At 71.4% G+C, this 11,952-nt stretch carries 13 protein-coding genes and 1 pseudogene; 7 read left to right on the top strand and 7 right to left on the bottom strand.

Translation table 11 applies throughout. The annotated features are described in order from the left end of the window. A pseudogene (locus tag ACWDX9_RS17215) lies at window positions 1-387 on the top strand (hypothetical protein); the annotation flags it as partial. A 10-nt stretch (window positions 388-397) separates the two neighbouring features. After that, entirely contained in the window at window positions 398-916 is a 519-nt protein-coding gene (locus ACWDX9_RS17210; protein WP_449954593.1) for a MerR family transcriptional regulator, read from the top strand. Between the two features lie 191 nt (window positions 917-1,107). Here ACWDX9_RS17210 and ACWDX9_RS17205 read toward each other — a convergent pair whose 3' ends face one another. Continuing rightward, complete coding sequence (locus ACWDX9_RS17205; RefSeq protein WP_449954590.1) at window positions 1,108-1,347, bottom strand: hypothetical protein; 240 nt, start codon at window positions 1,345-1,347, stop codon at window positions 1,108-1,110. 221 nt (window positions 1,348-1,568) lie between these two features. After that, window positions 1,569-2,549 (bottom strand): helix-turn-helix transcriptional regulator, encoded by a 981-nt coding sequence (locus tag ACWDX9_RS17200; RefSeq protein WP_449954587.1) that lies wholly within the window; start codon window positions 2,547-2,549, stop codon window positions 1,569-1,571. Between the two features lie 99 nt (window positions 2,550-2,648). Between ACWDX9_RS17200 and ACWDX9_RS17195 the strand changes: the two genes are divergently transcribed. Next, a complete protein-coding gene (locus tag ACWDX9_RS17195; protein WP_449954584.1) occupies window positions 2,649-3,023 on the top strand; it encodes a nuclear transport factor 2 family protein in 375 nt (124 codons plus the stop codon). Between the two features lie 6 nt (window positions 3,024-3,029). On the opposite strand, the gene ACWDX9_RS17190 is transcribed toward ACWDX9_RS17195, so the two are convergent. Beyond that, window positions 3,030-3,791, bottom strand: coding sequence for an SDR family oxidoreductase (locus ACWDX9_RS17190; protein WP_449954582.1), 762 nt, complete (start codon window positions 3,789-3,791; stop codon window positions 3,030-3,032). Between ACWDX9_RS17190 and ACWDX9_RS17185 the strand changes: the two genes are divergently transcribed. From ACWDX9_RS17185 to ACWDX9_RS17175, 3 genes are all read left to right on the top strand, one after another. Further along, window positions 3,698-4,213, top strand: a complete 516-nt coding sequence (locus ACWDX9_RS17185; protein WP_449954580.1) for an RrF2 family transcriptional regulator — start codon at window positions 3,698-3,700, stop codon at window positions 4,211-4,213. The two genes, ACWDX9_RS17190 and ACWDX9_RS17185, sit on opposite strands and share 94 nt — an antisense overlap. 61 nt (window positions 4,214-4,274) lie before the next feature. Continuing rightward, window positions 4,275-4,769 carry a hypothetical protein gene (locus ACWDX9_RS17180; RefSeq protein WP_350724303.1) on the top strand — a complete coding sequence of 165 codons (495 nt, stop codon included), beginning with the start codon at window positions 4,275-4,277 and terminating at the stop codon, window positions 4,767-4,769. 73 nt (window positions 4,770-4,842) lie between these two features. Continuing rightward, the gene (locus tag ACWDX9_RS17175) at window positions 4,843-8,388 is read left to right on the top strand and encodes a WD40 repeat domain-containing serine/threonine protein kinase (protein WP_449954577.1); all 3,546 of its coding nucleotides are present in this window, start codon (window positions 4,843-4,845) and stop codon (window positions 8,386-8,388) included. Between the two features lie 57 nt (window positions 8,389-8,445). Here the strand turns inward: ACWDX9_RS17175 and ACWDX9_RS17170 are convergent, their stop codons facing one another. Beyond that, complete coding sequence (locus ACWDX9_RS17170; RefSeq protein WP_449954574.1) at window positions 8,446-8,991, bottom strand: helix-turn-helix domain-containing protein; 546 nt, start codon at window positions 8,989-8,991, stop codon at window positions 8,446-8,448. A 46-nt stretch (window positions 8,992-9,037) separates the two neighbouring features. On the opposite strand from ACWDX9_RS17170, the gene ACWDX9_RS17165 reads away from it, so the two are divergent. Beyond that, window positions 9,038-10,198 (top strand): pyridoxal phosphate-dependent aminotransferase, encoded by a 1,161-nt coding sequence (locus ACWDX9_RS17165; protein WP_449954571.1) that lies wholly within the window; start codon window positions 9,038-9,040, stop codon window positions 10,196-10,198. 26 nt (window positions 10,199-10,224) lie between these two features. Here the strand turns inward: ACWDX9_RS17165 and ACWDX9_RS17160 are convergent, their stop codons facing one another. From ACWDX9_RS17160 to ACWDX9_RS17150, 3 genes are all read right to left on the bottom strand, one after another. Continuing rightward, window positions 10,225-10,977: a hypothetical protein gene (locus ACWDX9_RS17160; RefSeq protein WP_449954569.1), complete on the bottom strand. Its 753-nt coding sequence runs from the start codon at window positions 10,975-10,977 to the stop codon at window positions 10,225-10,227. 65 nt (window positions 10,978-11,042) lie between these two features. After that, entirely contained in the window at window positions 11,043-11,309 is a 267-nt protein-coding gene (locus tag ACWDX9_RS17155; protein ID WP_350724289.1) for a hypothetical protein, read from the bottom strand. Further along, window positions 11,302-11,847 (bottom strand): RNA polymerase sigma factor, encoded by a 546-nt coding sequence (locus ACWDX9_RS17150; RefSeq protein WP_449954566.1) that lies wholly within the window; start codon window positions 11,845-11,847, stop codon window positions 11,302-11,304. Before ACWDX9_RS17150 ends, ACWDX9_RS17155 begins: the two co-directional genes overlap by 8 nt. Window positions 11,848-11,952 lie beyond the last annotated feature (105 nt).

Raw genomic sequence — 11,952 nt, 5'->3', positions numbered from 1 at the left:
TGGTCCGAGGCGCTGGCGGGGGAGGTCGCGCCGTTCGGGATCCGGGTGATGATCGTGGAGCCGAGCCGGTTCCGGACCGATTTCCATGCGGGTGAGGTGCTGGAGTTCGTGGAGGCGTCGCAGACCTACGGTGAGGTGCTGGCCAGCGTCCGTTCGGACATGGCCGGCGCCGACGGCCGTCAGGAGGGCGATCCGGTGCGGGCGGCCGAGATCATCGTGTCCCTCGCGCATGGTGAGCAGGTGCCGCTGCGGCTGCCGCTCGGGCGTGAGGCGGTGGAGCGGATCTCGGGGGCGTACCGGCGTGGCCTGGAGGAGGTCGAGCGGTGGGCCGAGACCGCCCGCAGCGCCGACTTCCCGGATGTCCCGGCATCGGTCCGGCCGATTTAGGCTGGTGGTCATGGCCACCGACGATCTGATGACCAGGGCGCTCGCGACGCTCGGCGACGACGACGGCGCGATGTCGGTCGAGGCGATCCACCGCCTCACCGATCTGGCCGAGGTGCCCGAGCCGATGGCGATCGCCGACGTCGCCGATCTGCTCGGCCTCTCGCCGCACACGTTGCGTTACTACGAGCGGGCGGGGCTGGTCGTGGTGGGCCGGGACGGCAACGGTCATCGCGTGTACGACGCCGGCGCGGTGCGGCGGCTGGTGTTCCTGACCCGGATGCGGCTGTCCGGGATGGCGATGCGTGATCTGCAGGACTACGTCTCGCTCGTCGATGCCGGGGAGCATACGGTGCCCGAGCGGCTCGACATGTTGGTCGAGCATCGTGACACGATCCGCCGCCGGATCCGTGAGCTGACCCTTTCCCTGACGGCCGTCGAGTACAAGATCGCGACGTACGGCGGCGAGACCGGGCCTGACGTCCAGGCCCCCGCCGTCGACCGCACGACGCGACGGGCACTACGGGCATAGGCGCGAGGTGCCCTCGGCGGTGACGAAGTCGACATAGCCGGCGGGAGGCTTCATCCCGCGCGACACCATCCAGTGGATGCGACCGGCTCCGGTCAGTGCGAGCGTCGCCCGGTAGCCCAGCTCGACGTCGGCGGCGTCGAAGCGGCCGGCCAGTCCGTCGAGGTAGCCGGTGAGATGGCACCCGAGGGTGGTCAGCGGCCGAGCCGGTGCGCGGCCACGTGCGGGGCTTCCGGGGTGGCGCCGGCGTCGGCAAGATAGACGGTGTCGCCGATGACGCCGTAGCAGCGGGGCGCGGCCAGGCCCGGCCCCTTCGGCAGCAGCCCGCCGGCATAGGCGAGAGGCTCCCGCCGCCAGTTGGCCCAGTGCCGGGGATCGGCGGCGCCGGCGGCGTGTCGTCCGGTGGTCAGCGGCCGGCAGGATTTGCGGATCACCGTGAAGGAGACCTGGTCGCGGCCGAGCCGTGCCTGGCCGGCCGTGGAGGGTGGGCATCGCCGACCCGCTGCGGCCCGGGGCGCTGGCCGCCGTCGTCTCGGGGACCGGCCTGGCGGTGTGCAGGGCCACGAGCGGTCGCCACCACCGTGGACGCCTACGCCACCGCCGCGTTCGCGGTGACCTCGTCGGGAGCGGTCTGGCGTACCAGCGGTTTCCACCGTTATGCGCAGTTGTAGCGGGCGGCGGCTTCGGCCGCCTTGCGGGCCAGGGTCCGGCGGAGCTCGGCCGGGGCGAGGACTTCGGCGTCGGTGCCGAAGGCCAGGAGCACCTCTGCCGCGGCCAGGGAGCGGAAGTGCAGTTCGACGTGCACCCGCTCTGCTCGCTGGTCGGTCGCGGGAGGAGGGCCGGCCAGGTCGGCTTCGTGGATGCGCAGGAACCTGGCCAGGATGTCCCGGTGGACGCTGACCGTGACGGGCAGCGGGGCGGGGATCTCGTCGATGTGGCGGCGCAGGCCGTCCCAGACGTCGGCCAGTTCGAGGCCGTCGCGGCGGCGTACGGGCTCGTCGAGGATGCCAGCTGACAGGGCCCGGTCGGCTCGGAAGAGTGCGGGCTCGCCACGGTGGTCGGCGACCAGGTACCAGACGCCGGCCTTGTTGACCAGGCCGTACGGATCGAGAGTGTAGGAGCGGACGCGGTTGTCGCGGCCGTGCCGGTAGCGCAGGCGCAGCCGCCGGTCGTTGAAGACGGCCTGCTGGAGCACGGCCAGGTCGACGGCGGAGCCGGTCGCCGAGCGCGCCGGACCGCCGCGCCAGCGCACGGGGTCGATGAGGATGCGGCGGCTGGCCAGGTCGGCGTCGGGCCGGTACGGGGCGGGCAGGGCGGCCATCAGCTTGCGCAGCGCGGAGCCGAGGGCCTGCCCCAGGCCCAGCTCGGTGTGAGCGTGGCCGGACATCAGCACGAACAGGGCCCGGGCCTCGTCGGCGGTCATGCCGGTGACGTTGGTGCGGTAGCCGGGCAGCAGCGCGATGCCGCCGTGGGGGCCGCGCACGGTGTAGACGGGCACGCCGGCCGACGACAGCGCCTCGACGTCGCGCATGACGGTGCGGACCGACACCTCCAGGCGCTCGGCCAGGTCACCGGCCGGCAGCTGCCCGTGGGTCTGCAGCAGCAGCATGATCGACAGCAGGCGCTCGGATCTCACGTCTTCAAAGGTATATGACGCTACCTGACATATATCCCCGTGAAGATGCAGGTAGACGGGCCGCCCACCGGGGGCGGCGTCTCCGAAAGGAACTGTGCTGTGACCGGAACGAACGGGCTCGCCCAGCAGATCGCCGACGACTTCGTCCGCGCGTGGACCAGCAAGGACATCGACAAGGCCCTGAGCCTCCTCGCCGACGACGTCGTGTGCGAGGCCCCCACCGGCACGTTCGAGGGGGTGGAGGGCTACCGCGGGTTCCTCGAGCCGTTCGCGACCTCGCTGATCAGCGCCACCGTCATCGACGTCCTGGGCAACGACACGAACGCGGCGGCCGTGTACACCACCGACACCCCGCTGCTGAAGGACTTCCGCGGCATCGACTACTTCACCGTCGAGAACGGCAGGATCACGCGCGTGATCAGCATCTTCGACATGCTCCCGATGCACAAGGCCCGAGGCGCCGTCCAGCACTGACCCGGGTCACTTCTGCTCCTGGAGCCAGTCGTCGAACGTCGTCGGCGCGATGCGGGCGTCCTCGCCCGGCAGCAGCACGTTGCCGGCCATCTCCGGGCTGAACAAGCCCGACCAGGTCGGCACGAGCTTCACCTCCCGGCCGCGCGCCCGATGCGTACGCCGGGCCATGTCGACGAGATCCTGCGGCTCGGGCCCCGCGACGTCCACGTAGCGTCCCTGCGGCTCGCCCATCGCGATCTCGGCCAGGATGGCGGCCACGTCCGCGGGCGCGATCGGCTGCATGAGCAGCGGCGCGACCGTGGCCACGCCGTCCCGCTCGGTCCAGCCGGCCACCATCTCCGCGAAGTCATAGAACTGCGTGGCCGGTACGACCGTCCACGGCACCGGGCCCTCGGCCACCAGGCGTTCCTGCTCCCGCTTGCCTGCGTAGTGCGCATTGCCGTCGATCCGGCCCACCCCGGCGATCGACAGCAGCACATGGTGGCGCACGCCGGGCCGCTCCTCGGCGGCGAGCAGGTTACGGGTGGCCGCCGCGAAGTAGGCCACCGTCTCGGCCCGATCCCCCTCCGGCCCGTTGGTGACGTCGATGACGGCCTCGACCCCGGCGAGGGCGTCGTCGAGCCCGTCACCGGTGAGCAGGTCCAGGCCGACGAACGGCTGATGCGTACGACGTCGTGCCCGTCCCGTTCGAGGGCGGCCACGGTCAGGGAACCGATGTTGCCGGTCGCGCCGGCGACGGCGCGCAGCTCGAACCGGGGACCACCGCATCGGCCGCCCAGCTGGCGGACTACTACGACCTGCCCGCGCCCTACCTCGCCAAGCAGCTCCAGTCGCTCGTCAAGGCGGGCGTGCTGTCGGCGACGACAGGGCCGCGCGGCGGGTTCCGGCTCGCGCGCGAGCCCGCGGAGATCACGTTGCTGCAGATCGTGGAGGCGGTGGACGGAGCCTCCGCTCCGTACGAATGCCGCGAGATCCGCAGGCAGGGCCGCGGCGCGCTTCCGGCCGAGGAGTGCCGGCAGGCCTGCATCCTCGCCGTGAAGATGGCCGAGGCGCATCGGCTGTGGCGCGGCAGCCTGGCCGGGGTCTCGCTCGCCGATGTCCTCGCCGACCTGCCTCCGTCGGCGCCGGCCCGCACTCGATCGCTGCTCACCGGGCAGACCCGTCCCCCTGAAGATGACGTCCTCCGCTGAGAGATCCATCCCATTGCGTCATGGCAGGATCTGTGGAGGACTGCGAAGTTCGGAGGACGTGATGAACGACGAGACGGCCACGTTGCTCTTCGACGTGATCGGCCGGCTGGAGAAGAGCATCCTCGCCCGCGACTGCCCGGCCATCGTGGCGCTCCAGGGTGAACGCCAACTCGTGCTCAGCGACTACGACTACCTTCGCGATCAGCAGTCGGCCACGGACTTCGAGAATCGAGCCGCCACCAGGGCCCAGGAGATCGCCGCGACGCGATGGATCTTCGCGGTCCCCCAGGTGTGGGTGATCACGCCGGACAAGGTCTTCAGCCGGGCCGTCTCCAACCTCCCGCTGCTCGAAGGGGAGCAGGAGGCGATCACCTGGATGAGCTTCGACCAGAGCGACGGCGTGGACTACGGGCGCGTCCCGTACGCACGCCGCCCGAACGGAGAGCCGGTGTTCGACGAGCCGGAGATGTTCACGGTGAGCGTGCGTCCGGCCGAACGCATGCCGGGCTACACGCTCCTTCAGGGGCTCTTCCCCGACCATGGCGCCGCCGGGTGATCGACGAAGGACAACTTCCGCCGCCGGGGCCGCATCTAAGGACGTAGAAGATCCGAGATGACGGGGTGATCAGATGGCGTCGGCCCTGCTGCCTGGGGATCCTCTTCGGCTGGGGGACTTCTGGCTGGCCGGGCGGCTGGGTGCCGGGGGCCAGGGGGTGGTCTACGAGGCTTACGACGCGCAGGGCGACCGGGTGGCCGTCAAGGTGCTGCACGGTGACGCCGCCGGCGATCCGGATCTGCGGTCGCGCTTCGGCAAGGAGGCCACGGCGGCCCGGCGGGTGGCCTCGTTCTGCACGGCACGCGTGCTGGCGGTCGATCTGGACGCGCCCAAGCCGTACATCGTCAGCGACTACGTCGAAGGGCCGAGCCTGCGTCAGGCCGTCGCCGACGGGCGCCGCTTCAGCGGCGACGAGCTGCACCGCCTGGCCACCGCGGTGGCCACGGCGCTGACCGCGATCCATGACGCCGGCGTCGTGCACCGCGACCTCAAACCGGACAACGTGCTGCTCGGCCCCGACGGTCCGCGCGTCATCGACTTCGGGGTGGCGCGGACCCTGGAGATGTCGCTGACCGCCACCGGTCTGGTGGCCGGCACCCCGACCTACATGGCGCCGGAGGTGTTCACCGGCCAGCGTGCCGGTGCTCCCGCCGACGTGTTCTCCTGGGGTGCGATCGTGCTCTACGCCGCCAACGGCGACGACCCCTTCCGGGCCGAGAGCCTGGGCGCGGTCATGCACCGCGTCCTGTCCGCCGAACCCGACCTCTCCGCGTTGCCGCCTTCGCTGCGGCCGCTGGTCTCGGCAGCGCTGGCCAAGGACCCACTCGCCCGGCCTACCGCGCGCGAGCTGTTGCTCGGCCTGATCAGCGGGTTCCAGGGCGGCCAGGCCGACCTGCTCACCGTCGGCAGCGCCGAGGCCGGGCTGCTCAGCCGGGGAGCCGCGGCCGATCCCGCCCTCGGCACGCTTGCGGAGGACGCCTACGGCTTTCTCAGCCCCGGCGAACGCGACCTGGTGCCCGACCTGTTCCTGCGCATGGTGGCCGTCACCGACGCCGGTGAGGTGACCGTACGCACCGCGTCGCATGAGGAGCTGTTCGAGGCGAGGACACCGGACGAGCGGGCCGCGCTCGAACGGGTCCTGGAGGTCTTCTCCTACGTGATCGCCGTTCGAGGCGACGACGTCGCGCTGGCCCGGCCCGCCCTGTTACAGGCCTGGCCACGGCTGCGGTCCTGGGTCGGCGACGAGCGCGAGGGCCTGCCCACGCACGACCTGATCCGCGCCACCGCACGCCACTGGAAGACCCACGGGCGCCGTGAAGGCGACGTATTCCAGGGCAGCCGCCTGGAGACGGCCCTGCGCTGGGCCGCCACCGGACGCCGCCATCTCACGCTCAGCAAGCTCGAACGCGACTTCCTCGACGCCTGCAACGCCGCCACCCGCCACCGGATCCGGCGCCGCCGTCTCCTCACCGTCACCCTGTCCGCCCTGCTCGTCCTCGCCCTGATCGGCGGCGGCGTCGCCGTACGGCAAAGCCTCGTCATCTCGGAGCAGAGCAGGATCGTCGCCGCGCAGCGGGACGAGGCGGTCGCGGGCAAGGTGGCGGCACAGGCCGACGCGATGCGCACGGCGGACCCGGTACGGGCGATGCTGCTCAGCGTCGCCGCCTGGCGGCTGGCCCCGGTCACCGCGACGCGGGCGACGCTGCAGAACGCCTGGGCGCAGCGCGAGCGCGCGGCGTTCTCCGACCCGGACTCGGGCGCGGAGACCGTACGGCAGATCACCAGGGACGGGCGCACGTTCGTCAGCGTGTCCCCGCAGGGGGTGCGGATCTACGACCTGCGGACCGGGAAGAAGACCGGCGGCTGGGACGACCTGAAGATCGGCGGGGAGAAGTTCCTGGGCGCCGGCCTCAGCCCGAGCGGCCGGATGCTGGCCGTGGCGGCGGGCGATGAGATCCATGTCTGGGACACGAGCACCGGCAGGCAGACCGGAGCCGGACGCAGGATCGATATGCCGGAAAACTTCAACGGGGTCAAGTTCCAGACCGGCGACCGGTACGTCAACGTGCTGGGATCCCAGGCCGGCAGCCTCTGGGACACGCGGACCGGCGCGGACATCGAGGCGGAGGACGGCATGCTCGAACCCTCCGTCACCCTGGCCAACGACCTGGTCGTGAACGGGGGTGTCATGGGCCGGTTCAGCCTGCTGAGGCTGCCGAGCGGGAAACCGGTGGCACCATGGCCCCGCTCGGGTGGCTGCGCCAAGAAGGTGTGGACGGCTGCCATCAGCCCGGACGGACGGACCATCGCCTGCGCCACCGATTCAGGGGTCTCCCTCGTCGACGCACACACGGGACGCGACCTCGCCGGCCAGCCGGCGCTCGGGGGGAACGGCTACGGCGGCACCAGAATGTGGTTCAGCCCGGACGGCCGCTACCTCGTGGTCAGGAAGAACAACAACCTTGAGCTTGTCCGGGTCTCGGACGGGAACACCGTGCTCTCCTACCGGAGCGCACCCGAGAGCGTGGGCTTCGACGGCACGACCCTGCGTTACCTGACCGACGAGACCGTGGTGAGCCTGGACATCTCCGATGTCCTCCACCGCACGCGGCTGCCCGGCCACGCCCCTGAGTCCGCCGTGTTCAGCCCTGATGGACGGTTCCTCGCCACGCACCAGTACGAGGCGAAGCAGCTCGTGCTCTGGGACGCGGAGAAGCTCCGCCCGCTGGGATCGCCCCTGAAGATAAGGATCGGGGACGGCACCCTGGGCTTCGCGTTCAGCGGAGACGGGCGGCTGCTGGCGGCCTTCAGCGGCATGGGGAAGCCGCTGGAGATGTGGGACACCGCGCAGCCGTCGCGCGTCACCAGGGCCCAGTTGCCGGGTGAGTGGATGGCGGACGCCGTGGCCGTGAACGAGCACGGGACGCTTGTCGCGATCGCCGCCACCGATACCAGCGGCGCATCCCGAAACCGGCTTTTCGTCTGGGACGTGCCGCATCACAAGTGGTTGCGGCCCATCGACACGAACTACCTGGTGGGCATCGTGTTCCGGCCGGGCGGCACGATCATCGCTCCGATGAGCGACTCGGCCAACCACCTGATCGATCTCTCCTCAGGGCAGCCGGTCGGCCCCGCCTTCGGTCCAGGAGGGCTGAGCAGCGGTTTGAGGAGCATCGCCTTCAGTCCTGATGGGGCGAGCCTCGCCGCCTACAGCCAGTCGGGCAGGCTCGCGTTCTGGGATCTGCGCACGGGTAAGAGGCGTGGTCCGACGTTGCGTCCGTATCCGGACGACGCCACCGGGATCATCCAGCTGGTCTTCTCCCGTACGGGCGGCGTGACCGCGTCCCTCACTGAGAGGGAGGTCCAGCTCTGGGACCCCATCACGCCTCGCAAGCTCGGGACGTCGATCGCAGGGGCGGACGAGCCGCTGATGGCGGCCGGGTTCGGAGCCGGTGGCGCGGTGCTCCGTACCATCGACGAGGCGGGTGTGCTGCGCGCGGTCTCCGTCGATCCGGAGCGCACGGCCGCGGCCGTCTGCACCCGGGCCGGGCGCTCGCTGACGCGCGCGGAGTGGCAGGAGTATCTGCCCGGCTTGCCGTACCGGAAGATCTGCCCCTGATGTCCTCGAACAGCCGCTCGTGCGCAGTTCGGACACATCGGGGACGGTCATGACGGGTCAGCCCTCCGGGTGGACCATGAGAAGCACAGCACGATTGTCCGGGGTGTGGCCTCGGTACAGGTGCGGGTGAGCGGCGTCGAACCGGATGGAATCGCCTTCGGCCAGGTCGGTGGGGGAATCGGCGGGTCCGGTGGTGACGCGTCCGTGGGTGAGCACGAGGCACTCCTCGACGCCGGGCAGGTGGGCGTCGGAGTGCTGGGCACTCTCGGCGATGGCGATCTCGTAGACCTCCACGGTGCCGCGCACCCTGATGCGGTGCAGGAGACGCGCGCTGACCGCGTCGCCCTCGACCCGCGGCCGCCTGTCGTCGGCGCGTACCACCTCGACCGTCGTGGCGGGCGCTTCCAGCAGCTCGCCGAGGGACGCCTTCAGCGCGGTGGCCAGGGCCCACAGGGTGCTCAGGGTCGGGTTGCCCTGGCCCTGCTCGATGCCGTGCAGGGTGGTCTTGCTGATGCCGCCGGCGGACGCCAGGTCGGCCAGCGATATCCCGGCCGCCGTACGCAGCCGGTGCACGTTCGTCCCCACCACTTGCGCGAGCTCCATGCGTATCAGCATAGTGGTATGAACGTACCAATATAAAGGAGGCGGCATGACGGTGACGCGGCTGCGCGACATCCCGGGCATCGGCGTGGACGCCGTCGGCGACGCGGCCGACGCCGTGGGCGACCCGGAGTTCCTGCGGCTGGAGAACCTCGACACCGACCTGCGGCCGCCCGCCGTCGCCGTCGCCGCCACGCATGCCGCCGTCGACGACGACGCGGCCAACAGCTATCTGCCGTTCCAGGGGCGCCGCTCGCTTCGCGCGGCCGCCGCGGCGCACGTCGGGCGCATCTCCGGGCACGTCTACGACGCCGACACCGAGTGCGTCAGCGTGGCCGGCGGGCTCAACGGCATCCTCAACACGCTGCTGGCGACCGTCGAGCCCGGGCAGGAGGTCGTGCTGTGCGACCCCATCTACGCCGGCCTGGTCAATCGGGTCCGGCTCGCGGGCGGCATCCCCCGCTTCGTCCCCGCTCAGCCCACCGCGGACGGCTGGACCGTCGACGCCGAACGGCTCGCCGACGCCGTCGGACCCGACACGGCGGCGGTCCTGATGATGGGGCCGGCGATGCCGACCGGCCTCGTCCTGGACGAGCGCCACTGGTCCGCCCTCGCCGACGCCTGCGAACGCCACGACGCCTGGTTGATCTACGACGCGGCCATGGAACGCATCCGCTTCGACGGCCGCCCTCCCAGCCACCCGGCGGCCCACGAGGGCCTGGCACGGCGCACCATCACCGTCGGTTCGGCCTCCAAGGAGCTGCGGCTCATCGGCTGGCGCGTCGGCTGGGTGACCGGCCCCGCCGACATCGTCGCCGACATCCGCCTGGTGGGCCTGACCAACGTCGTCTGCCAGGTCGGCCTGGCACAGGACGCCGTGGCCGCCGCGCTGGACGCGCCCGACGCCGATGCCGACGTCGCCGCCGCCACCGCCGAGTGGCAACGGCGCTGCGAGACGGTCCTGCGCCGGCTCGCCGCGTACCCGGTCGTCCGGCCGCACGGCGGGTGGTCACTTCTCATCGACACCAGGCCCCTGGAGCTGACCCCCGCCGAGCTGTCCCGGCGCCTGTTCGACCGGGCGAAGGTCGCCGCCACCCCCATGGACGGTTGGGGTCCCAGCGGTGGGCACTACCTGCGGCTCGTGTTCGCCAACGAACCCGTCGAACGCCTCGCCGACCTCGGCGACCGCTTCCGCCTGGCCATCGGCTGAACCATGGACGTTTCGGACGCAGCCAGCTAGGCGTGAGTCAGCCGGATGTATCCGTACGGGTTGAAGAACAGATCGTCCTCGTCATAGCGGTCGCACGCGCCGGTGCGCAGCAACCAGCGCGGAGCGTCCTCGGCCATCCGGAACCCGGCGCCGTCCTCGATCTCCTCCGCGCGGGGATCGGTCAGCAGGTAGATGGCGAGCGTGTCCAGGTGCGCGACGAGCTCCGCCAGCCTGTCCTCCGTCGGAAGCTCCGCACCGACCTCGATCTCCACATCCGGCGCGCCGAGCAGGTGCATGCCGCAGCTGTAGAGCACCTGACCGTCGTGGAGCGGCCGCTGCACCCAGGCGCTGACCAGCGCGTCGGCCAGGGCCTCGTCCGTGGCCTCGGCCGCGCGATCGGCCAGCGCGAGCCAGCGGTCCCGGCCGTGCGCGATCCCGCTGCTCTCGTTCTTCACCGCCGTGGCTCCGGACCGCAGCAGCGCGGCCGTCACCGCCAGCAGCCGCCGGGAGGTGTCGAACGCCAGCTCCCGCATCATCGGCGCGGACAGCAGGTAGCCGACGGTGTCATGGGACTCCACTGCGGCCCAGTCCGCCTCGTCGAACGAGGCCGCCGCCATGCTGGCCTCGAACGCCTCCGGCATCCGGGGGTCGGGCTCGGCCTCGGAGTATTCGCGGTCGAGGACGAAACCGCCGAAGCCGGCCGCAGTCCGTTCTATCTCCGACAGGTCCAGCCCGGCGCCGAGCACGCAGAGCACGTGCCGAGGAAACGCATCACTCATCCCGGCACGCTATCGATCATTGCCGACGTCTCGGGGCGATTCCCCCGATCTCCCGGAGATGCCGGCTACGTCCTCTTGGCGACGTGCAGCTCGCACACGCCGTCCGTACACGACCGCCGTAACCGTCCCATCGAGACGGTCTGCGCCAGACCGATCAGCCAGCACGTCGGGCACCCGCGGAAGGCCAGGAGCGCCACCGGCGCCAGCACCAGGCTGACCGGCCCGATCACCGGGATCAGCGCGACCGAGCCGATCAACGCCCCGAACCCCACCACGCCACGCGCCAGATGCCGAGGCAGCGACGCGCTGGCGAACTCGTGTCCGTCAGTCATCGCACACCCCCTCGCCCAGCCGGTCCCGCACGGCCGCGCGGGCGCGGTGCAGGCGCGACTTCATCGCCGCCACGCTCAGGCCCAGCGCGTCGGCGGTCATCCGGCCGCTGAGGCCCTGGACGTCCCGCATGATCAGCACCTGCCGCTGGTCGGCCGGCAGCGCCGCGATGGCCGCCGCCACCCGCGCCGCCTCCAGCCGCTCGAACACCTCTTCCTCCGCGGACCGCATGGCGGCGCCGTGAAGGGGAGGCGGTGGCCGCAGCTGCCAGCCTGCCCGGCGTACGCATTCGTTGCGGATGATCCGGAACATCCACGACACCAGGGCGCCGGTGGCGCGCAGCGTACCGATCTTGCGATAGAGGACGATCAACGCCTCCTGCGCCGCGTCCTCGGCATCCTCCGGCGTGGCGCACAGGTGGCGGGCGAAGCGCCGCACGTGCGGGTGCGCGCCCGACACCAGCGCGGCGATCGACTCGGCGTCGCCGTCGCGGGCCGCCGCGATCACCGCCTCGTCCGGCCAGGTCGTCGTCTCAGCCACGCGTACGCCTCCTCCGCCGCAGCACGACCACGCTACAGGTGCAGATGAGTACGACGGCGACCGCGACTCCCACAGCTACGATCACGACAACCTCTCCTTCGTCGA

It is taken from the genome of Nonomuraea sp. NPDC003201 (genome assembly GCF_053590415.1).
This window is presented reverse-complemented; position numbering and strand designations above follow the sequence as displayed.

Coding starts and splice junctions, on each gene's coding strand:
- ACWDX9_RS17190 (WP_449954582.1), bottom strand. CDS start 3,791: ATGCGGTGGTCCCCGGTTCGAGCTGCGCGCCGTCGCCGGCGCGACCGG.
- ACWDX9_RS17160 (WP_449954569.1), bottom strand. CDS start 10,977: ATGAGTGATGCGTTTCCTCGGCACGTGCTCTGCGTGCTCGGCGCCGGG.
- ACWDX9_RS17155 (WP_350724289.1), bottom strand. CDS start 11,309: ATGACTGACGGACACGAGTTCGCCAGCGCGTCGCTGCCTCGGCATCTG.
- ACWDX9_RS17170 (WP_449954574.1), bottom strand. CDS start 8,991: ATGGAGCTCGCGCAAGTGGTGGGGACGAACGTGCACCGGCTGCGTACG.
- ACWDX9_RS17180 (WP_350724303.1), top strand. CDS start 4,275: ATGAACGACGAGACGGCCACGTTGCTCTTCGACGTGATCGGCCGGCTG.
- ACWDX9_RS17210 (WP_449954593.1), top strand. CDS start 398: ATGGCCACCGACGATCTGATGACCAGGGCGCTCGCGACGCTCGGCGAC.
- ACWDX9_RS17165 (WP_449954571.1), top strand. CDS start 9,038: ATGACGGTGACGCGGCTGCGCGACATCCCGGGCATCGGCGTGGACGCC.
- ACWDX9_RS17175 (WP_449954577.1), top strand. CDS start 4,843: ATGGCGTCGGCCCTGCTGCCTGGGGATCCTCTTCGGCTGGGGGACTTC.